13 protein-coding genes are annotated in these 20703 nt (G+C 71.7%); 7 read left to right on the top strand and 6 right to left on the bottom strand.

The window, feature by feature from the left end:
* On the bottom strand, positions 1 to 4417 hold a 4417-nt coding region (locus HYV93_05815), incomplete at its 3' end, for a vitamin B12-dependent ribonucleotide reductase (GenBank protein MBI2525480.1).
* Positions 4418 to 4597: 180 nt separating this feature from the next.
* Here HYV93_05815 and HYV93_05810 point away from each other — a divergent pair.
* Positions 4598 to 5119, top strand: coding sequence for an NYN domain-containing protein (locus tag HYV93_05810; GenBank protein MBI2525479.1), 522 nt, complete (start codon positions 4598 to 4600; stop codon positions 5117 to 5119).
* Positions 5120 to 5174: 55 nt separating this feature from the next.
* Here HYV93_05810 and HYV93_05805 read toward each other — a convergent pair whose 3' ends face one another.
* A complete protein-coding gene (locus HYV93_05805) occupies positions 5175 to 6287 on the bottom strand; it encodes a VacJ family lipoprotein (protein ID MBI2525478.1) in 1113 nt (370 codons plus the stop codon).
* A 764-nt stretch (positions 6288 to 7051) separates the two neighbouring features.
* Complete coding sequence (locus tag HYV93_05800; GenBank protein MBI2525477.1) at positions 7052 to 9196, bottom strand: acetate--CoA ligase family protein; 2145 nt, start codon at positions 9194 to 9196, stop codon at positions 7052 to 7054.
* 43 nt (positions 9197 to 9239) lie between these two features.
* Between HYV93_05800 and HYV93_05795 the strand changes: the two genes are divergently transcribed.
* From HYV93_05795 to HYV93_05770, 6 genes are all read left to right on the top strand, one after another.
* Positions 9240 to 11576 (top strand): GAF domain-containing protein, encoded by a 2337-nt coding sequence (locus tag HYV93_05795; GenBank protein MBI2525476.1) that lies wholly within the window; start codon positions 9240 to 9242, stop codon positions 11574 to 11576.
* 74 nt (positions 11577 to 11650) lie between these two features.
* Positions 11651 to 12634, top strand: coding sequence for a uroporphyrinogen decarboxylase family protein (locus HYV93_05790; GenBank protein ID MBI2525475.1), 984 nt, complete (start codon positions 11651 to 11653; stop codon positions 12632 to 12634).
* Positions 12631 to 14127, top strand: coding sequence for a hypothetical protein (locus tag HYV93_05785; GenBank protein ID MBI2525474.1), 1497 nt, complete (start codon positions 12631 to 12633; stop codon positions 14125 to 14127). Before HYV93_05790 ends, HYV93_05785 begins: the two co-directional genes overlap by 4 nt.
* A 298-nt stretch (positions 14128 to 14425) precedes the next feature.
* The gene (locus HYV93_05780) at positions 14426 to 14845 is read left to right on the top strand and encodes a hypothetical protein (GenBank protein MBI2525473.1); all 420 of its coding nucleotides are present in this window, start codon (positions 14426 to 14428) and stop codon (positions 14843 to 14845) included.
* 299 nt (positions 14846 to 15144) lie between these two features.
* A complete protein-coding gene (locus HYV93_05775; protein ID MBI2525472.1) occupies positions 15145 to 15780 on the top strand; it encodes a pyridoxamine 5'-phosphate oxidase family protein in 636 nt (211 codons plus the stop codon).
* Between the two features lie 237 nt (positions 15781 to 16017).
* Positions 16018 to 17034, top strand: a complete 1017-nt coding sequence (locus tag HYV93_05770; GenBank protein MBI2525471.1) for a Gfo/Idh/MocA family oxidoreductase — start codon at positions 16018 to 16020, stop codon at positions 17032 to 17034.
* Here the strand turns inward: HYV93_05770 and HYV93_05765 are convergent.
* The 3 genes from HYV93_05765 to HYV93_05755 form a co-directional block, all read right to left on the bottom strand.
* Positions 17023 to 18030, bottom strand: a complete 1008-nt coding sequence (locus tag HYV93_05765) for an alcohol dehydrogenase catalytic domain-containing protein (protein MBI2525470.1) — start codon at positions 18028 to 18030, stop codon at positions 17023 to 17025. The two genes, HYV93_05770 and HYV93_05765, sit on opposite strands and share 12 nt — an antisense overlap.
* 180 nt (positions 18031 to 18210) lie before the next feature.
* On the bottom strand, positions 18211 to 18702 hold the full coding sequence (locus tag HYV93_05760; GenBank protein MBI2525469.1) for a hypothetical protein: 492 nt from the start codon (positions 18700 to 18702) through the stop codon (positions 18211 to 18213).
* A 74-nt stretch (positions 18703 to 18776) separates the two neighbouring features.
* Positions 18777 to 20696 carry a S9 family peptidase gene (locus tag HYV93_05755; GenBank protein MBI2525468.1) on the bottom strand — a complete coding sequence of 640 codons (1920 nt, stop codon included), beginning with the start codon at positions 20694 to 20696 and terminating at the stop codon, positions 18777 to 18779.
* Between the last annotated feature and the right edge of the window lie 7 nt (positions 20697 to 20703).

Below are 20703 nucleotides of genomic sequence, written 5' to 3'. Positions count from 1 at the left end.
GAGAGGCGGCCCTGCCGGTCGTCGTCGTCGGCGTCGCCCGCATGGTGGAGGGCGCGGCCGGCGGGGCGACGGGCGGCCGCGGCACCGGGCCCTGGCCGGCCTTGCTCCCCATCGTGTCGCCGCGCAGGTCCTCCGCCGCCACATGCGAGAGGTCGGTGCGCCCGAGGTAGCTGATGGCCAGCTCGCGAAAGACGTAGTCGATCACGGAGGTGGCCATCTTGATCCGGTCGTTACCCGTGACCATGCCGTTGGGCTCGAAGCGGGTGAAGACGAAGGCGTCCACGAACTCCTCCAGCGGCACGCCGTGCTGGAGTCCGAGCGAGATCGCGATGGCGAAGCAGTTCATGAGCGAGCGGAACGCGGCGCCCTCCTTGTGCATGTCGAGGAAGACCTCGCCCAGCGTCCCGTCCTGATACTCCCCCGTCCGGAGATAGACCTTGTGGCCGCCCACCACCGCCTTCTGGGTGTAGCCGGAGCGGCGGTCGGGGAGCTTGTGCCGCTCGCGCAGGTACTGGGTCACCACCCGCTCGGTCATCTTCTCGGCCACGGCTTCCACGTCCGCCGCCGCAGCCTCCTCCTCGTCCGCCACCGCATTGAGTGGCTGGGAGAGCTTGGAGCCGTCGCGGTAGAGGGCCACCGCCTTGAGCATGCTCCGCCACGAGGCGTGGTAGGCCTGCTTGACGTCCTCGACGGTGGAGTCGGCCGGCATGTTGATGGTCTTGCTGATGGCCCCGGAGAGGAAGGGCTGGGCGGCGGCCATCATCTTGATGTGCGCGGCCACGGGGATGAAGCGCTGGCCCTTCCTGCCGCAGCGGTTGGCGCAGTCGAAGACGGGCAGGTGCGTGGGAGCGAGGTGCGGCGCCCCCTCGACGGTCATGGTGCCGCAGCAGTAGTCGTTGGCGGCCTCGATCTCGGCCGGCGTGAAGCCGAGCGCCCGGAGGAGGTTGCCGTTCCACTCCGCCAGCCGGGCCTCGTTGAGCCCGAGCTGCTGGGCCGCGTAGCGCTCGCCGAGGATCCAGGCGTTGAAGGCGAACGTGATGTCGAAGGCACCCTCGAGCGCCGCCTCCACGCGGGCGATGCCGGCCTCGTCGAAGCCCCGCGCCCGGAGCGTGTCGTGGTTGATGGCCGGGGCGCCGCGGAGGGTCTTGCGCCCGACGCAGTAGGCGATGATGTCGTCGATCTGGCCCTCGGCGTAGCCCAGGGTCCGCAGCGCCACGGGCAGGCTCTGGTTGATGATCTTGAAGTACCCGCCGCCCGCCAGCTTCTTGAACTTCACCAGGGCGAAGTCCGGCTCGATGCCCGTGGTGTCACAGTCCATCACGAGGCCGATGGTGCCCGTGGGCGCCAGTACGGTGACCTGGGCGTTGCGGTAGCCGTGGGCCTCGCCCAGCGCCAGCGCCCGGTCCCAGGTCTCGCGCGCGGCCTCCAGCAGTGGGGCCGGGCAGTGCCCGGGGTCGATGCCGAGGGGCGTGATGCTGAGCCCCTCGTACCGGCTCGGCTCGGCGTCGTAGGCGGCGCGCCGGTGGTTGCGCATCACGCGCAGCATGGGCTCCCGGTTCCGGACGAAGCCGGGGAAGGGCCCGAGGTCGCGGGCCATCTCGGCCGAGGTCGCATACGCCTCGCCGTGCATGATGGCCGTGAGCGCGCCGCAGGTCGCCACGGCCTCGGAGGAGTCGTAGGGGATGCCCTTGCGCATCAGCACGGTGCCCATGTTGGCGTAGCCGAGGCCGAGGGTGCGGAACTCCCAGCTCTTCTGGGCGATGGTCGGGCTCGGGTAGGCGGCCATGAGCACGCTGATCTCGAGCACCATGGTCCACAGCCGGCAGGCGTGGCGGAAGCCCTCCACATCGAAGGAGCCGTCCTCGCGGAGGAACTTGACCAGGTTGACGCTCGCCAGGTTGCACGCCGTGTCGTCCAGGAAGAGGTACTCGGAGCAGTTGTGGACGACGAGCCCCCCGGCCACGAAGTGCTGCGTGGCCTCCTCGGTGAGGTCGAAGACCTCCTCCTCTCCGGCCGGCTCGATGGAGGCGACCCGGTCTGTCAGCTCGTCCCGGTATGCGCCCACCTGGGCGTTGAGCCGGACCAGGGCCTTGGCCTTCGCGCTCTCGGCGTGAAAGCCGATCTCGCGCTCGAAGATGAAGCGCGAGGAGCGGCTGATCCTGAGCGAGAACATGGGCTGCACGGGGTACTCGCGGCTCCCGCCGCGGCCGTCGGGCAGCATCGCCGTCGTCGTGTCGCCGCGGCGCCCGTCGTAGAGCTTGGACTTGATCCCGAAGGAGAGCACCAGGAGCTGCACCTGGCGGAGCAGCTCCTCGGAGGAGGAGTCGAGGGAGACGTACTGCGACTTCTCTCCGTAGTTCGCGACTGTTCCATCAGCGGTGAAGAGCCCCCTGAGGACGGCGGCTAGCGCGGGCCTGTCCAGCTCGAATACCGCCGGGGTGAAGCGCTTCCTCTCCGATCCCTCGTCGAGAACGGCGAAGTGGCGGAACAGATCCACCACGGGACGGGAGCCGAAGGCCAGGCGGGCGCCCGTTGCGCCGCGCGTGACCTGCACACCGTCGTTCCTGCCCGCCGAGCCGACCGCCTTGAGGGCGGCCTTCCGCTCGTTGACGGCCTGCGCGACGGAGGCCAGCACCGCGCTCTCGTCGGCGTGCATCGTCAGGATGATGGAGTGCTGCTCCCGGCTGCCGATCATGGCTCTCGTGAGGCAGCCGTCCCCGACGGACACGCCGATGCCGAGGGCGAGGTTCTCGGCCAGTGTCCGGCGGCCGAACCCGGGCCCCTGGAGGATCAGCCGGTCGTCCGGCGTGAGGTCGCGGACCGCCACGTCCCCGCGCCCCACCGTGAGCACGCGGTGGTCGCCGGTGATGCGGACGCGGTAGCCCGAGCGCGTGGTCAGCTCGAAGACGGGCTTGCGGCCCGTGGGGAAGATCTTGGTGACGAGATGCGGCTGGCCGTCGGCGCCGACGATCCGGGCCGTCTTGCCGACGAGTGCGTCGATCCGCTGCCAGCCGTCGGCTGTGGCCACCAGGGTGTCGCCGGTGATGCACGGATTCGAGGCGTTGATGCGGCCGTCCTCGGGGCAGGTGTGCCACTCGTTGATCGTGGTGTCGTACTGCAGCCCGGGGTCGGCGCAGGCCCAGGCGGCAAGCGCGATCTCGTCCCAGACCCGGCGGGCCGGGACGCGCCGGGACACCTGGCCGTCGGTGCGGCGCACGAGCGCCCACTCGCCGTCCCGCTCCAGCACCTCGAAGAAGCGGTTGGGGATCCGGACGCTGTTGTTGGAGTTCTGGCCGGAGACCGTGAGATAGGCGTCGCTGTCCCAGTCCGTGTCGTATTCCGGGAACGCCAGCTCGGTCACGCCCTGGGCCGCCAGCTGCAGCGTCTTCTGGACGTACGCCTCCGGCACCATGGCCGCCCGTGCCTCGCGGAGCGCCGCGCGCAGCCCGGGGTTCTGCCTGGGATCGGCCTCGATCCGCTCGCCCACCCGGCAGGCTGTCATCACCGCCTGGAGCCGGCGCTTGGCCAGGCGGGAGCCGGCCACGAGCGCCGCGACCTTCTGCTCCTCGACGACCTTCCAGCGGATGAACTCCATCACGTCCGGGTGATCGAGGTCGAGGCAGACCATCTTGGCCGCGCGCCGCGTGGTGCCGCCGGACTTGATGGCGCCGGCCGCGCGGTCGCCGATCTTGAGGAAGGACATGAGCCCCGAGGACTTGCCGCCGCCCGACAGCGGCTCGTTCTCCCCGCGCAGCGCGGAGAAATTACTCCCCGTGCCCGATCCGTACTTGAAGATGCGGGCCTCGCGCGTCCAGAGGTCCATGATGCCGCCGTCGTTGACGAGGTCGTCGGCCACGGAGAGGATGAAGCAGGCGTGCACTTGCGGGCGCTCGTAGGCGGAGGTGGCGCGCGTCAGCGTGCCCGTCTCCGGGTCCACGTAGTAGTGCCCCTGCGCGGGCCCCGTGAGGCCGTAGGCATAGTGGAGCCCCGTGTTGAACCACTGCGGGGAGTTGGGCGCCGCGACCTGGGCCGCCAGCATGTGGCAGAGCTCGTCGTAGAAGTTTTGCGCGTCGGCATGGCTGTCGAAGTAGCCGTGGCGCTCGCCCCACTGGGTCCAGCACCCGGCCAGACGGTGGAAGACCTGCCGGGCGTCCCGCTCGCCGCCCAGGACGGGGCGCCCCTCCGCGTCGACGAGGGGCCTGCCCCCCGGGCCGGTCTGCGGGACCCCCGACTTCCTGAAGTACTTCTGGGCCAGGATATCGGTGGCCACCGGCGACCAGGCTGCAGGCACCGAGATGCCCTCCTGACGGAAGACCGTCGAGCCATCCGGGTTCCTGATCTCTGAGTTGCGCTGGTCGAACTCGATCCCGGCATAGGGACTCTGGCCCTCGCGGGTGAACCGGCGGGTGATCTTCATGGAAGCCTCCTGAAGCAGATATCTCGGGCGCCGCGGTTTAAGGGGCGATGCCCAAGATATTGTGGTGTACCCGAGGGAGTCAACCTTTATTTAGTGCTTGGGAGAATATTCCCAAGGCCGGGCGGAACCCGTGTAGAGCAGTGCGTCATCGGGTATCGCGGAGGGTACAATAGCGAGGCCATGCGCTGGCTGGTGGACGGCTACAACGTGATCCGGCGCTCCCCGGCACTGGCCTCGCGGGAGAAGGAAAGCCTGGCCTCCGGGCGGGCGGCTCTCTGCCACCTCCTGGCCGGAGCCGCCGGCACCTCGGGCGATCAGTTCACGGTGGTCTTCGACGGGGCGGGGGCGGGCGGGGCCACGTCAGGTGGGATGGGGGTGCGCGTGGTCTTCTCCAGCGCGCGGGAGACGGCCGACCGCGTGCTGGCCCGCATGGCGGCCGGCGGGGGCGCTGTCGTGTCCAACGACCGCGAGGTGAGGAGCGCGGCCGCTCGCGCGGGCGCCGTCGCCATCACCGCCGACGACTTCCTCGAGAGGATCGGGCGCCTGCGCGCCCCGTCGGCGGCGCCACGGGCGGACCGGCCCGAGGAGAAGGACGAGGACGACGACCGCCCGCCGGCGGAGAAGAAGGGCAATCCCCGGCGGGCGCCCAAGAAGGCCCGCGCCGCCGCGCGGGCGCTCGGCCGGTTGGGCGGGCGGGGCTGACGGCAGCCGGGATCGACCTGAGCCGGGAAGCGACGGCGCTCCCGGAGCGCCCCGACTACTCCTTGATCTGGCGGGCGCGCCGCTGCAGGTAGGCGTTGCGGACCGCGGTGTAGAGGTCCACCGTGGTCTCCTCCACGCCCTCGAAGAGCTCCAGATTGAGCGAGCGCGCGTTGATGATGTCGCCCGCCGTCATGGCGAAGCGATCCCAGATGAAGGGCAGGAAGTAGCTCAGGGGATCCAGCGCGCCGTCCACGGCCAGGCCGATCCCGTCGCGGACCGTCATGGGCGGCACGAACGGCAGCACCAGATAGGGCCCCGGCCCCGAGCCCCAGACGGCGAGAGTCTGGCCGAAGTCCTCGTTGCTCTTCTCGATGCCCCACTCCTGCTTGGCCATGTCCCAGAGGCCGCCGATCCCGACGACGGAGTTGATGAGGAAGCGGGCGATCTCGCGGCCGGCTCCCGCCCACTTGGCCTGCAGGAGGTTATTCACCAGGCGCGGCACCACGCGGATGTTGTCGAAGCCGCGGTCGATCATCTGCTGCAGCTCGTCCGGCACGACGAAGTTGTAGGCCTGCGCCGCGGGCTTGAGGGCGTACCGGTCCAGGTTCCGGTTGAAGGTGAACATCGCCTCGTTGAAGGGCTCCCACGGGTCGTACTCCTCGATGGCGGGCTCCAGCGGCGGTTGCGACGAGGGGCGGCTGCCCGGAGCCTGCTGGGCGACGGTCTCGGCGTCGGCCAGAGCCAGGATCATCGGCGAGAGGTGCTCGTCGGTGAGCGGCTCGATGCTCACGATCTCGAAGGCCTCCGGCGCGGGGGCGCTCTCGCCGGCGGCCAGAGCCTGATCCGGCGCAGCTGCGGGCTCGACGGCCGTCGCGTCGGTCATCACCGCCGCCCCGACCTCCACCGCCGCGTCGGCCTCCACCGCCGCCTCGACCTCCACCGCCGCCTCGACCTCCACCGCCGCCTCGACCTCCGCCCCCGGCGGGACAGTCACCAAGGCGACGCTCTCCTCCGGGGTCGCCTCTGCCCCGATGGATGGCGGCGCAGCGAGCGCGAGCGCATCAGTGTGGATCCCTCCCGACAGGCTGCCGCAGCCGCCGAGGGCAAGAGCCAGCCCGCCGAAGAGCATCGCCGCCGTCCGTCCGCCCGCCAGGACCCTCGATCTCACGCCCACCGTTGCCTCCCGTTCTGGCCGCTGCTCATTCGCTTGCCGCTCCCGCCGTACCGTGACACAACTCGAACGAATCTAGCGCGAAACCCGAGGCATTTCTATCCCTTTGTCTGCGCCATCTCGATCGCGCCGCGTTCTTGCCGGGGCTCGGCGCGAAGGCTGATGCGGCATTCCGCCTTGCCCGGCATGCCGAGACCGCTCGGCCCCGCTGCGCACCCTACAGAGGAATTCAGAGCAATTCCGGTGCCCGCTTCCCCCGCGCAGTCTCTGCAGACGCTATCGGCCCGAGAAGCCTTGCATTTCTTGCGCGCCGGGTGACCGGGGCGGCCGCCGGGCGGGGGTGAGGGTCTCGCGATTTGTCAGCGTGAGTCCAAGTTGTTGACAGGGATCGTCGCGAAGGTCGGAGCCGGGGTGCAGAGGCCGATCGCGAGGAAGTCGGGGCGGGCGGGAGTATCACTCCCGCCCATGCCCCCCCTTTGGGTGCCGCGCGGCTCCCGCCGCGCAGCCCGGCGAGCGCCGGGTCTTCGTTCAGATGGTGCCATCGAGCGTCACCGGAGTGGCGATCCCGCCCAGATCTCCCGACGGGGTCAGCGCGCCTCCGGTGACGCGGCCTCCGAGTCCGGCGGAGTGTCCACCCATCACCTCCATATGCGTTTCGGCGCGCCGGGGGACTCCACGCCACCCGGTCGCATCACCAGTACAGTCCTCTCGCGCATCTCCTGTCAAGCAATCAGTGAGCGGGGTTGTCATGGCGCGCGCCCTCAGCGCGGCGCGACCGTGAGGCGGACGAGGGCGTCGAGTACCGTGGCCCCCGCGTCCCGGGGGCCCACGAGCACCGGATTCAGGTCGATCTCGGCGACCGCTCCGCCGAGAGCCTGCGTGGCCACGCCCAGCCTCACCAGGAGATCGGCCGCCGCCGGCAGATCGAGCGGCGCGCTCCCGCGCGCCCCGTCCCAGAGTGGGCCCACGCGCAGCCCGCGCAGTGCCTCTTCGGCCGCCGCCCGGTCGATGGGCGGCAGCAGCAGCCGGAAGTCACGGAGCGCCTCCACGAGGATCCCGCCCGCGGCGACCAGCACCACGGGGCCGAAGACCGGGTCGGTCTTGACCCCCAAGGCCAGCTCGAGCGACCCGGCCGCATGCCGCTGCACGAGGAACCCCTCCACGGCCGCGCCCGGTGCGCGCTCGGCGACGCAGGCCCGGATGCGGCGACAGGCCTCGGCGACCGCCCGCGCGTCCGTCAGTCCGAGCGCCACGCCGCCCGCCTCGGACTTGTGGGGAAGATCGCGCGAGCAGATCTTGACGACGACCGGGTAGCCGAGCCTCTCCGCGACGCGGGCGGCCTCGTCCGGATCGGCGCAGAGGGCGCTCTGGACCAGCGGCAGCCCGAAGGGCTCGAGCAGGCGGCGGCTCTCCCACTCGCTGAGGAAGCCATGGGCCGAGGCCCGCGCGCGCGGGATGGGCGGCGCGGGCGGCGGCGGCCCGACGATGGCGGTCGTGCGCGCCAGGCAGCGTGAGCGCTGCCGCGTGGCGTGAGCCAGACAGGCCAGGGACCGGAGCGCGACGGTCGAATCGTCGAAGGCGAGCACGCTAGCCTGACGGAAGCGCTCCACGATGTGACGCTGGGGGCAGGACACCGCCACGACCTTGCTCGTGCGCTGCGCCACGGCCGCCACGTCGCCGACGAAGCGGGCCACGTCGCTGGCCGCGCCGAAGAGCGCGACCTGGAAGACGATCATGTCCACGCCGGGATCGCCCTCGAGGAGTGGCAGCACGCGCATGAGCATGCCCGGGTCGGACAGGAGCTGGGCCGTGAGGTCCACGGGGTTCTGGGGCGCGGCGAAGATCGGGAGCGCGGCCCGCAGCCCCGCCGTCGTCTCCACGGTGAACACCGCGGGCACGAGGCCGAGATCGGCGCAGAGATCCACCGAGAGCACGCCGAGCCCGCCGGAGTTGGAAAGGATGGCGACGCGGGGCCCCGCCTGGCGATAGCGCAGGAAGGCCTGGGGCAGGTGGAGGAGATCCGCGGGGTCGGCGGCGCGGATCGCGCCCCACTCCCTGAAGACGGCGTCGTACACGGCATCCTCTCCCGCCAGCGCGCCGGTGTGAGAGCGGGCGGCCCGGCGGCCCTCGGCGGTGCGGCCGGTCTTGAGGACGAAGACGGGGACGTTTCGGCGATGCGCCCGGCCGAGCGCCTCCCGGAACCGCGCGGCATCCTTCACATCCTCGAGGTAGCAGAGGGCCACGCGTGTTTCCGGGTCCTCCACCACCTCGGCGAGGATCTCGGCTGCCTGGAGGTCGGCCTCGTTGCCGGTGCTGACCCAGTAGTTGAAGCCGAGGCTCGTGTCGCGCGCCATCTCGTAGAGCATGCCCGCCATGGCGCCCGACTGGCTGACCATGGCGACGGGGCCCACGTGGAGCGTCTCGTCGAGGAAGGAGGAGGCGAAGGTGGCAAGCAGACGCGAGGGCAGATGGGCGAAGCCCTGGCAGTTGGGTCCGAGCACGCGCAGGCCCGTGCGCCGCGCCAGCTCGCCGATGCGCGCCTGCTCGCGGCGGCCGGCCTCGCCCCCCTCGGCGAAGCCGCTGCTGAACACGATGGCGACCCGCACGCCCCCGGCGGCCGCCGCCCCGAGTGTCTCCAGCACGCGCTCGGCCGGCACGACGACGATGGCGAGGTCCACGGCTGACGGGAGGGCGTCGAGGCTCGGGAAGGCGGGCAGGCCCTGCACCGTGGCGCGCGTGGGGTTCACCGGGAAGAGCCCGCCGCGGTAGCCGTGACGGAGCAGGAAGGCGAGCGGTCGGCCGCCGATCTTGACGGGGTCATCGGAGGCCCCGAGGACGGCGATGGCCCGCGGGGCGATCAGGGCCTCGAACCACGGATCGGTGACGGAGCGTGGCGCGGTGGTCACGGTGGAGGAGTATAGCGCAGCGGGGTATGATCCCCTGAGCTCGATGATGCGGCAAGACCTGCGCTTCACCGTCCTCGTGGCCGCGAGCGCCGCGGCCCTTCTCGCGCTGGGCCTCGGGCTGGCGGCGGAGGTCGGCCGCCCGTACCCCGGCTTCTTCTTCGCGGTGGACTATCGCGTCTTTCCCGTCGAGCCGGCAGCGCGCGCGGCCGGCCTGGCCTTCGGCGACCGCCTCGTGGCCGTGGACGGCCGCTCGCCGGTGACGCTGATGGCGCGCGTGCGCGACCCCTCGCGCCCCATCCGATATGACGTCGAGCGAGCGGGCCGCCGGCTCACTGTCGAGATCGGCCCGCGCCCGCTCGCCTGGGAGCGCGTCGTGGACCGCTTCGCCGTCTACTTCCTCGTCTCCGCCGTCATGCTCGCGACCGGCGTGTTCGTCTTCTGGCAGAACCCCGCGGCCCGGCCCAACCGGTACTTCCTCGTGTACATGTGCCTCTGGGCCGTGTCCAACACGGCCGTGCCGGAGGCCGTCCTCGGCCCCGCCAAGTGGGGGGCCTCGCTCGTGGGCCTGGTCGGCGTCCTGCTGCCGGTCCACGGCTGGGTCTTCTTTCTCACCTATCCCGCGAACCCGCCGCGCGAGGCCTGGCTCGCCCGCCACCGTGTGGCGCCACGCCTCTACGCCGCCGCCATCGCCCTGGGCATCCTCTCGACCTCCGTCTTCGGCGTCGCGTACCTGGCGGCGCCGGAGTGGCTCGCCGAGGGCACGCTCTACCGGGTCTCGCTCGGCTTCCAGGTGAGCCTCGCCGTCATCTCGTTCCCCATCAAGATCGCCGCCCTCCTCGACACGCGGCGCCGGGCAGCCTCTCCGCTCGTCAACCAGCAGACCACCGTGCTGCTGCTGGGCATCGGGCTGGGGCTCGGCCTCTGGAACACGCTGATGCTCGGGCCGCTGACCCACCTCTACGCGGGGCCGGTGGACCCGCAGCTCGGCTCGGCCCTGGTCCTCCTCTACCCCGCGGCCATCGCCTATGCCACCGTGCGCTACCGTCTCTTCGACGCCACGGTCGTGATCCGCCGATCGGTGGTCTACACGGCGCTGGCCGGCCTCATCACGGGCGCGTACGCGCTCCTGCTCGCCGGGGCGAACGCGCTGCTCGCCCAGTCCGATCTCGTGCGCTCGCCGTGGTTCTCGGCCGGCTTCATGTTCGTCGTCGTGCTCCTGTTCAATCCGCTGCGGGAGCGTGTGAGGCGCGCCGTGGACCGAACCTTCTTCCGCGAGCGGCTGGACTACGTGCGGACGCTCCAGGGGCTCGCGCGCTCCATGCGCAGCCTCCTGGACCTGGAGGAGATCACCCGCCGGCTGACGACGACCCTCGAGACCTCCATGCACGCGCGCGCCGCGCGGCTTCTCGTGGGGCCGATCGAGCCCGCGCTCGCCCCCGTGTTCGAGGCCGTGCCGGGCGCGCTGTCGCGCTACCAGGTGGCGGCCGACCCGCGCGTGGCCGGCGCGGGCGCGGGCGCGGCCACCGCCTACGCCGCCCTCGGGGCCGAGGTGGTGGTGCCCCTCCGCTTCCAGGACGAGGTGCGCGGCCTGCTGCTCCTCGGGCCCAAGCGCTCGGAGGCGCCCTACACCGCCGAGGACCTGGCGCTGCTCGAGGCCGTCGCCGATCAGGCGGCGGTGGCCGTGGCCAACGCGGAGGCCCACCGCCGCGTGCTCGACTACGCGCGCGAGCTCGAGCGGAGCCTGCTGATCCGCACCAACCTGGCGAAGTTCGTCCCGCAGCGGGTGCGCGAGCTGATCGAGGAGTCGCCCGAGGCGCCGTCCCTCGAGAAGCGGGAGGCCGACGTCACGGTGCTCTTCGCCGACATCACCGGCTACACGCGGCTGTCCTCCACGCTGGCTCCCGAGGCGCTGGACGCACTCGTGGAGCGCTACTTCGGCGCCTTCCTCGACGAGATCGTGAGACACGGCGGGGACGTGAACGAGACGGCGGGCGACGGCCTGATGGTGATCTTCCACGAGGGCGACCACGGCCGGGCCGCGGTGGCCGCCGCCCGGGGGATCCACCGCCGGGCGCGCGAGCTCGGCGCCGCGCTCGAGGGGCAGGCGGGGCCGCTGGCGATGCACATCGGGATCAACACGGGCCCGGCGCTGCTCGGCGCCACGAAGATCGAGGGGCGGGCCGGGACGCGGTGGACCTACACCGCCTCCGGCCTCACGACCAATCTCGCCGCGCGCCTGGCGGCCGTGGCGCAGGGCGGCGAGATCGTCATCAGCGAGACGACGCGGGCGCGGCTGGGCCAGGAGGTGCCGGTGGAGGACCTGGGGGCGCGGGCGCTCAAGAACGTGGACGCCCCCGTCCGCCTCTACCGGGTCCTGTGACCTGTGGCCGGGGCCGTCGGCGCCGGGCTCCGAGAGCGCGGCGCCCTGGTGGTACACTCGGCGGCGTGACCGCGATGACCAAGCGCCAGCGGGTCGAGGCGGCACTCTCCCGGAAGCCCGTGGATCACCCGCCCGTGGCCTTCTGGCGGCATGCGCCCGACGTGGACCACACGGCGGCCGGCCTCGCCGAGGCCATGCTGGCCTTTCACCGGCGCTGGGATCTCGACCTCATCAAGATCATGTCGAGCGGCGTGTACTGCGTGGAAGACTGGGGATGTCGGGTCGCCTACACCGGCTCCCCCGGCGGCGCCAAGCAGTGTACCGAGCACGCCGTCCGCTCGCTTGACGACTGGGCGCGGATCAAGCCCCTGGACCCCGGCGCGGGAGCGCTGGGGCGCGAGCTGGAGGCGCTCCGACTCATCGCGCGAGGCCGCGGGGACGATACCCCGGTGCTACACACCATCTTCTCGCCGCTCACGATCGCGCGGAAGCTCGCGGGCGACAGGCTCACCGAGGATCTGCTCGCCGATCCTGACGCAGTCTTTCGCGCGCTGGATGCCATCACCGAGACGGTGATCCGCTACACGCTCACCGCGCTCGAGGCAGGAGCCGACGGGATCTTCTTCGCCAGCCAGACCGCGAGCCGCGAGGTCCTCACCGTCGAGCAGTACCGGCGCTTCTCGGCCCCGTACACGCGCCGCGTCCTCGAGGCCATCGAGGGGGCGTCGCCCTTCACGCTGCTCCACGTCCACGGCCAGGACATCCTCTTCGACGAGGTCGCCGCCCTCCCCGCGCATGCCATCAACTGGCACGACCGGCTGACCGCGCCCTCCCTCGCCGAGGCGCAGCGGCGTTTCAAGGGCGCGGCGGTCGGCGGGCTGGCCGAGTGGACCACGCTCAGGCAGGGGCCGGCGGCGGCCATCGCCGCCGAGGTCCGGGATGCCGTCCGCCAGACCGGGGGCCTGGGCCTCATCGTCGCGCCGGGATGCGTCTTGCCGCTGGACACCCCGGAGGCGCATCTCGACGCCGTCGTCAGAACCGTGAGGAGCCCGTCATGAAGATCCGTTTTCTCGTCGGCCTCGCCGCTCTGCTGCTCTCCGCCTTCCTGCCCGTGAATCCAGCCGCCGCCCAGGGTGAGCTGCGCGTCGCCATCCCGTGGACGCCAGAGAACCTGGACCCCACCATGAACCTGTCCTCGATCCGGGCCCAGGTGGGTGTGAGCCTGTTCGACTCGCTGGTGGGGCGGGACGCCGACAACCGCATCGTGCCGGAGCTGGCCGAGTCCTGGCGCCTCCTGGACGATCGCACCTGGCAGTTCAAGCTGCGCCGAGGCGTGGTCTTCCACAACGGCGAGCCGTTCAACGCCGAGGCCGTGCGGTTCACCTTCCAGCGGGTGCTCGCCCCCGAGCAGAAGTCGCCGAACCGCGCCACCGTCTCCGAGGTCGTCCGGATCGACGTCCTCGACGACTACACGGTGAACCTGGTCACGAGGAATCCCTACGCCCCGCTCATCAACCGGCTCATCGACTTCGCCATCGTCCCGCCGAAGTACACCGCCGAGAAGGGCAACCCGGGGCTCGCGCTGCGCCCGGTGGGCACCGGCCCGTTCCGGTTCGTCGAGCTCGTCAAGGACGACCACATGGTCGTGGAGGCTTTCGACCGGCACTGGCGCGGGGCGCCGAAGATCCGCCGCATCGTCTACAAGCCGATCCCGGAGCCCTTCACGCGGGCGGCGGCGCTCCGCAACGGCGAGGTGGACCTCATCACCACGGTGCCGCCCAACCTTGGGCGCGAGCTGGACAGGGTGGCGGGTATCAAGGTCCACCGGGTGCCCAGCACGTGGATCATCTATCTCGGTCTCAACGCCTTCAAGAAGCCTCTGTCCGACGTCCGCGTGAGGCAGGCGCTCAACCACGCCACCGACGTGGAGGCCATCATCAAGAGCGTGATGGACGGCAACGGGCGCCGCCAGCAGGGGCCCTTCACGCCCAACATGTTCGGCTACGACGCCTCCGTGAAGGGCTATGCCCACGACCCGGCGAAGGCGAAACGATTGCTGGCCGAGGCGGGCTACCCCGACGGGCTCGAGATCACCCTCGAGTCGCCGGCGGGGCGCTACCAGGGGGACAAGGAGATCGCCGAGGCGCTGGGCGGGCAGTGGCAGAAGGCCGGCTTCAAGCCCAGGGTGCAGGTGGCCGAGTGGGGCGCCTACTTCAAGCGCTACCTCGGCAAGCAGATGCAGGACGCCTATCTCCTGGGGCTCGGCGGCCCGATGCAGGACGGCGACGAGCTCTACAACCTGGTCTCCTCCAAGGGGCGCGGGCTCTACTACAAGAACGAGCGCGTGGACGAGCTCTTCGACCTCGGGCGCAGCACCACCGACGCCGCCCGGCGGAAGAAGATCTACGGCGACCTGGCCAGGGCGATGGTCGAGGATGCCACGTGGGTGTTCCTCATGCAGCAGGTGGACATCTACGCCACGCGCGACCGGCTCGCCTGGACGCCCCGCGCCGACCAGTGGCTTCTTTTCCACCCGGCCACGCTCAAGTAGCGGAGCGGCCCGAGCCCCGCCCGGCGCTTTCTCGGCGTGCTGGCGGTGGATCTGAACCGGCCGGTGCGCACGACCTCCGGGGCGAAGGCCCGATGCCCCCGGGCACCCCCGCCCCGGGATGCGGCGATACGGCATCTTGGCTGGCAGCCGCCCCCTTGCGTCAGCGCCAGACCCCTGGCGTCGGCGCCAGAGTTGTCCGCAGGGGCGGCGGCTAACCCCCCCTTATGTCTCTACGGGCCAGCGTCTCAAGGCCGGCACGAGGCTTGCTCCTCACCTGTGCGGGAAGGGGGGCAGGCACATGACACGGGATGGAGCGTTCAGCCTCGTGACCTGGCTGCGCGGGGTCGTCTTCTTGAGCCCGCTGGCCCTGGCGGCCTTCTTCATTCTGGCCCCGGCCGGCTTCGGGCTCTCAGGCGGTCTCATGCTGCCGGGGGCACGCGTCGCCGAGGCCGACAACCCGCCGGTCACCGTGGGCCTCGACACGGCCTTCGGCATCACGCGAGTCGTTGGCCTGCCGCTGCGGACATTCTCTGTGGGGGGCGACCAGTTCTGGGTCTACCAGGTCCGGGCCGCGGCAGACGAGGCCAATGTCAAGCGTCTCACGCGCGCGGAAACCGACCTCGAGCGCAGCGCGACCGGGACGGTGACCCTGGATCGGGTCTCCGTGCTCCGCTTCGACGGCACGAGCAAGCTGCTCAAGGCCGTATACCTGCGCTGAGCTGTCCAGGGCGGACGCTCGGACCCGCCGGGCGCCCCGCTCCTCGTCCTGCCGGCTCCCGGTGCCCCTCATCCTCGACCACGCAGTCGCCGCTCACTGACGAGTCGCCTCCCCGTCCGGCCCGAATCCCCACGTGGGCATGGCCATCGGCCGTGAAGGGCTGATCGACCTCCCGCTGCACGAGGTAAGATGCAGGCGCAAGACCCGAGCGGGAAGGAGCATGGCAGCTGGGAGGGGAGCCAGTGGCAGCGCCCCGGTGGCGCGTTCGCCGAGGGGCCTGACGCGGGAGGGATGACACCGTGACGAACGGCACGTTCCGGCATGTGGTGACGTCAGAGGGCGAGCTGCGCGCGCTGATCGGGGCGCCGAGCGAGATGGCGCTCCGGAAGCAGATCGGGCGGCTGGACACCCACTGCCGCGCCTTGATCGCGCACTCGCCGTTCCTGCTGATGGCCACGGCGGATGCCCAGGGGCGCTGCGACGTGTCGCCCAAAGGCGATGCGCCGGGCTTCGTCCTCGTTCTGGACGACACGCACCTGGCGATCCCCGACCGGCCGGGGAACAAGCGGCTCGACGGCATGCGCAACCTCGTCCAGAACCCGCGCGTGGGGCTCATCTTCCTCGTGCCCGGGATGGAGGAGACGCTGCGCGTGAACGGCCGCGCCGCGATCGTGCGCGACGCCGAGCTCCTGGAGCGCCTCTCGGTGCAGGGCAAGCCGCCGCGGCTCGCCGTCGTCGTCGAGGTCGAGGAGTGCTTCCTCCACTGCGCCAAGGCCTTCAAGCGCTCCGGCCTCTGGGAGCCCGGGCGCTGGCCGGATCGCTCCGACCTGCCCTCGGCCGCCCAGGTGTTCATGGATCACGCGCAGCCTGCGGACACGACGGTCGAAGCCCTCGATCGGCGCCTCCAGGACGGCTACCGCACCGGGCTGTACTGAGCGCCCCGCAGCCTCAGCCCACGCTTGCCTGGAACACGCGGCGGACGTTGCCCCCGAAGACCGCGGCGACCTCTTCCGTCCACCTCTCTTGACAGCCCCCGGCCGCCCGCGCAGTATGGCGCCCGGCAAGTGCGGTGTGATCGGCCCCGCGGCAGGCGGGATGCCGCGCATCACGCGGGCAGTCGCCGAGGATATCCGGCCTGCGCCCGATTCGACGGTGGCTGGCTCGAGGTGGGCATGAGGGGAGAGAAAGAGTTGCGCTTCGGGCTCGTCGGAACGTCCGGCCACGCCAGCCGCGTCGCGGCGCCGGCTCTCCGGCAGAGCCCGGACACGGTCGTGCTCGGTGCGGTGGGGAGCCGTCCGGAGCGCAGCGCCGAGTTCGCGGCCCGCCACGAGCTGCCCCGCGTGTACGGCTCCCTGGATGACATGCTCGGCGACCCGGAGGTCGACGCCGTCTGGATCTGCTCGCCCAACTTCCTGCACGCCACCCACATCGCCCGCTGCGCGGCGGCCGGCAAGCACATCCTCGCCGAGAAGCCGCTGGCCACGACCGACCGGGACGCCGCGGTCGCCATCGGCGCCGCGCACGAGGCCCGCGTGACGCTGAGGGTGGGGTACCAGCATCGCTTCCGTCCCGCGCATCTCCGGCTGCGGGACCTGCTGGGGGCGGGCGCCGTCGGCGACATCGGCCTCTTTCGCATCCACCGCTTCTGGCGCTATCCCTACTATGGCGACCAGGACGCCTCCGGCCCGCCGTCGTGGCGGCGGTCGGCGGTGGAGAGCGGGGGCTGGGTCATCAACGATCTCGGCTCTCATCTGATCGATCTCATGCTGTGGCTGGGCGGGCCCGAGGCCAGCCTGGTCGGCGCCGCGCTCGCCGCGCAGCGCTTCGCGGTGGAGACCGAGGACACGGCCGCGCTGCTCCTCGCCCTGGGGGGCCAGGGCATCGGCATCGTCGAGACCAGCGCGGCCAGCGCCAGCCCCGGAAGCCGCGTCGAGATCTACGGCAGCGCCGGCTGGATTCGCGCCGATGACACGTTCACCGGGGCGGCCACGCTCCAGACCTCCGCCGCCGGGGGAGGGACTTTCGCGGCACCGGCAGCGCTGGCGCCGTACGCGGCCCTGGTCGCGGACTTCGTGCGCGCGGTGCGCGGGCAGCGGGGGGTGGGCGCGACGGGCGACGAGGCCGCGGCCAACGTGGCGATCGTCGAGGCGGCCTGCGCCCGGCCGGTACTTCGGCGGTCAGGGGCGTGAGCCGGCTGGCGTGATGACGGTCTTGATGCCCTTCCCGGCCGCGGCGTGGGCGAAGGCCTCGGCGATGCAGTCGAGCGGGAAGCGCGCGGTCACGAGCCGCTCGACGCCCAGTGACGGCAAGAGCGCGAGGGCGCGACGGAAGGCGGTGCCGCGGCCGAACACGCCGCCGATCCTGATCTCACGGTACTGGGCGTCGAAGAGATCCAGCGGGAGGCGACTTTCCCGGGGGCTCACGCCCACCAGGTTCACGATGCCGGCGAATCTGGTCAGGGCCACCGATTGGGCCACGAGCTCCGGCCTGCCGACGGCCTCGCAGACGACGTCCGCGCCGCGCCCGCGCGTCAGTGCCATCAGCCGGTCGCGCAGGTCCTCCCTCGCGGGGTCCACGACGGCGTGAGCCCCGAGCCGCCGGGCCACCCGGCGGCGCTCCTCGACGGGGTCGGAGAGGACGAGGCGCCGCGCCCCGCGCCGTCGGGCCAGCACCATGGTGAGGAGCCCCATGAGGCCTCCTCCGATGACGAGCACGGTGGCCTCGGGCGGCATGCGGAACGCCTCGAGGCCGGCCAGACAGCAGGCGGCCGGCTCGGCCATTGCGGCAGTGACGGGGTCGAGCCCTCGGGGCAGCGGGTGGACGCAGCCGGCGGGCAGCAGGGCGCGCTCGGCGAAGCCGCCGACACGGACGCACTGTGCGCACTGGCTGATGCGCCCGAGGCGGCACGGATCGCACCGGCCGCACCCGTACGAGGGCTCGCAGGCCACCCGGCGCCCGACGAGGCGGGGGTTCACGCCCCGGCCCGTCTCTCGTACCACGCCGCTGTACTCGTGGCCGAGGACGAAGGGCGCCGGGCGAGCGAAGAGGCCCTGGACGGTATGGACGTCGGTGCCGCAGATGCCGGCGGCCTCGACATCGACGACCACCTGCCTCGCCCCCGGCGCGGGATCGGGCACCCCGTCGATCGTGAAGCGGTCGCCGCCCCGCCAGGTCGCCACCTTCATGGCCCCGTCTCCTTCCCGGTCATGGCCGCTTCGCTATTGCGGGAAAACCCTGCAGGCGGCTCAAAGAGGTTCAGATGCGAGGCGGCGCCCGACGGTCGCACGCGAGGCGTACTCGCTGTACGTTGAGCGTGCGGCCGAGGGCGCCGTACCTCCGCAGATGGGCCTCTTTCAGCAGCCTGCCTAGGTGCTGGGTCGCGCGAACCGGCACACGGTGGCGCCGGAGATCCGCACGAGGTCCTCACGGCGCATGGTGATCGAGACGGAGTTGCTTCCCGCGTTGAACGCCACCCGCTCGTTCCGGCAGAGCGCCTCGTCGACGAGCACGGGCAGGCCGAACAGGTTGCCGAAGGGCGGCACCGCGCCGGGGGCGCAGCCGGTCAGGGCGGAGAGCTCCTCCGGCGTCGCGAAGCGGAGCTTTCGGGTGCCGAGGATGATGCGGAGCTGCGCATTGTCGGCCTTGAGGTGCGCGGGCAGGACGACCTGCACGTAGCGATCGTCCGCGCGCACCACGAGCGCCTTGGCGCCCTCCTCGAGCGGCGTGCCCCGGGCGCGGGAGGCCTCCTCGCTGGTGTGCACCGGCGCGTGCTCGAAGATGGCGAAGTCCACCCCGGACTCGCGCAGCCACCGCTCGAGCCTGTCCGTGACCGGCGTTCTCGCCCCGGGGTCGGCCATGCCCCCGGTAGCATGCCGCCGTTCCGGCTGCGCGGCAAGAGCCCAGGGAAGGCGAGAGTGTCCGAGTGCGACCCTCACGGCGTTCTCCGCCCGCCGAGGCAGCGGGCGAGGAAGTCCTCGACCTCCGTGTAGTGCCGGATCGCGTTCCGCCAGTTGCCGTAGCTGCGGCTGTGGCCTTCGTCGGGGAAGACGACGAAGCGCACCTCCTTGCCGGCCTGCTGGAGCGCGGCGACCATCTGCTCGGACTCGCGGACGTTGACGCGGACGTCCCGGGCGCCGTGGATGATGAGCAGGGGCCGCTCGGCCTGGTGCGCCCTGAAGAGCGGTGACTTCGCCTCCAGGCGTCGCCGGTCCTCGGGACGGCCGGGATCGCCCACGTACTTGTGAAAGAGCGGCATGACCCCGAGTTGCCAGTACGGCGGCACCGTCTCGTAGAAGGTCACCAGATTCGAGATGCCCACGATCGCGACGCCGCAGGCGAACTGCTGCGGCGTGAAGGTCATGCCCACGAGGCTCGCGTAGCCGCCGTAGCTGCCGCCGTAAATCGCCACCCGCGCGGGGTCGGCGACGCCCGTGCCGACCGCCCACCGCACCGCGTCGATCAGGTCATCGTGCATCTTGCCGGCGTACTCGCCGACCGCGAGCTCGCGGAACGCCCGGCCGTACCCGGTCGAGCCCCGGTAGTTCACCTGGAGCACCGCGTAGCCGCGGTTGGCGAGGAACTGGACGAGGCTGCTGTAGCCCCAGTAATCGCGGGCCCAGTGGCCGCCGTGGACGAGCAGCACCACCGGGCCCGGGCCCGCGAAGCCGGGGGGGCGCGTGAGGTAGCCGTGCAGGGACAGGCCGTCGCGGGTGGGGAGCCCGATCGGCTCGGTCGTGGCGAGGGCCTCCGCGAACTGGACCATCTGCGAGCGGCCGAGAAGGGTGCGCGCCTTCGTCTGCCGGTCCACGAGATAGTTCTCGAAGCCTTTCTCGGTGAAGACCTCGACGGTCACGAAGCGCTCGGCATCATCGAAGCTGAGCATGTGGAAGCCCGTCGGGATCCCGCGCCGGAGGGGCTCGAGATCCGCCTGCAACGACGGGTCGAAGAAGTGGATCGCCTGGCGGCCCGGGTACGTCACGACGGCGAGGGGGGTCCGCGTCCGCGCGCTCATGATCGCCCACTCGAGGTCGAGCCGGGGGTCTTCGTGGACGAGCGACTCCGCCCCGGTCGTGAGATCGACGCGGACGAGCGAGAGGCGGTCGCGCCCACGGCTGGACAGGAGCCAGAGCCCGCGGTCGTCCGGCGTGACGTCGAGCATCCGGAGGTTGAACTCCTCGAGGTCCAGGCGCTGGAGCTCGACCCAGCCGCCCTCGCGCAGGACCTCGAGCGCGCGCGCCTCGGCGCCGATCCGGCGGACCCGCGCGCGAGGGCGGCTGTCCGCGTCGGTGAGCCAGTCGAGGACGTCGCCGGGGTTCTCGGCGATCAGCGCCGGCTGGCGCGTGTCGAGGTGCACCCGGTACAGGTCGAAGACCGCCCGGTCCCGCCTGTTCCAGGCGATGACGACGTGGGCCGGATCCCTCCGGCTCACGCGGTGAACCCAGGCCCGGCTGCCCGGCGCTGGCGTGAGATCGACGGGCGGGTCATCCGGGCGATCGATGGACGCCAGGTAGACGTGGGTGTTCTCGTCCCCGCCCTGGTCGTGCAGGTACAGGATGCGGCGGCTGTCGGCCGCCCACGTGAAGGAGAAGACGGTGCGCCGCGAGTGCGTGTCGATCGGGCGAGCGTCGTCCGCCCCGATCGTGCGGAAGTGCACGGTGCTGCGGCCCCCGTGGGAGGCGAGCCAGCCGAGACGCGTCCCGTCAGGGGACACGCGATAGCCCCAGTTGACCTCGCGGCTCGCGAAGAAGTGGCGAAGCGCGATCAGCTCGGGCGGGCGGGAGGGTGCGGGCGTCGGACCCGCCGGCGCCATGGCGCAGCCCGCGAGCAGGAGGGCGGCCAGCCAGATCCTCATGACGTCA

The organism is Candidatus Rokuibacteriota bacterium, from assembly GCA_016188005.1.
GTDB lineage: Bacteria > Methylomirabilota > Methylomirabilia > Rokubacteriales > CSP1-6 > UBA12499.
Note: the sequence above shows the minus strand (reverse complement) of the source record. Positions and strands in the feature narration are given on the sequence as shown.

Bases quoted from the DNA above. Each gene is read 5' to 3' on its own strand.
- HYV93_05810 (MBI2525479.1), top strand. From the start codon at position 4,598: ATGCGCTGGCTGGTGGACGGCTACAACGTGATCCGGCGCTCCCCGGCA.
- HYV93_05795 (MBI2525476.1), top strand. From the start codon at position 9,240: ATGATGCGGCAAGACCTGCGCTTCACCGTCCTCGTGGCCGCGAGCGCC.
- HYV93_05790 (MBI2525475.1), top strand. From the start codon at position 11,651: ATGACCAAGCGCCAGCGGGTCGAGGCGGCACTCTCCCGGAAGCCCGTG.
- HYV93_05785 (MBI2525474.1), top strand. From the start codon at position 12,631: ATGAAGATCCGTTTTCTCGTCGGCCTCGCCGCTCTGCTGCTCTCCGCC.
- HYV93_05780 (MBI2525473.1), top strand. From the start codon at position 14,426: ATGACACGGGATGGAGCGTTCAGCCTCGTGACCTGGCTGCGCGGGGTC.
- HYV93_05770 (MBI2525471.1), top strand. From the start codon at position 16,018: ATGAGGGGAGAGAAAGAGTTGCGCTTCGGGCTCGTCGGAACGTCCGGC.
- HYV93_05765 (MBI2525470.1), bottom strand. From the start codon at position 18,030: ATGAAGGTGGCGACCTGGCGGGGCGGCGACCGCTTCACGATCGACGGG.
- HYV93_05760 (MBI2525469.1), bottom strand. From the start codon at position 18,702: ATGGCCGACCCCGGGGCGAGAACGCCGGTCACGGACAGGCTCGAGCGG.
- HYV93_05755 (MBI2525468.1), bottom strand. From the start codon at position 20,696: ATGAGGATCTGGCTGGCCGCCCTCCTGCTCGCGGGCTGCGCCATGGCG.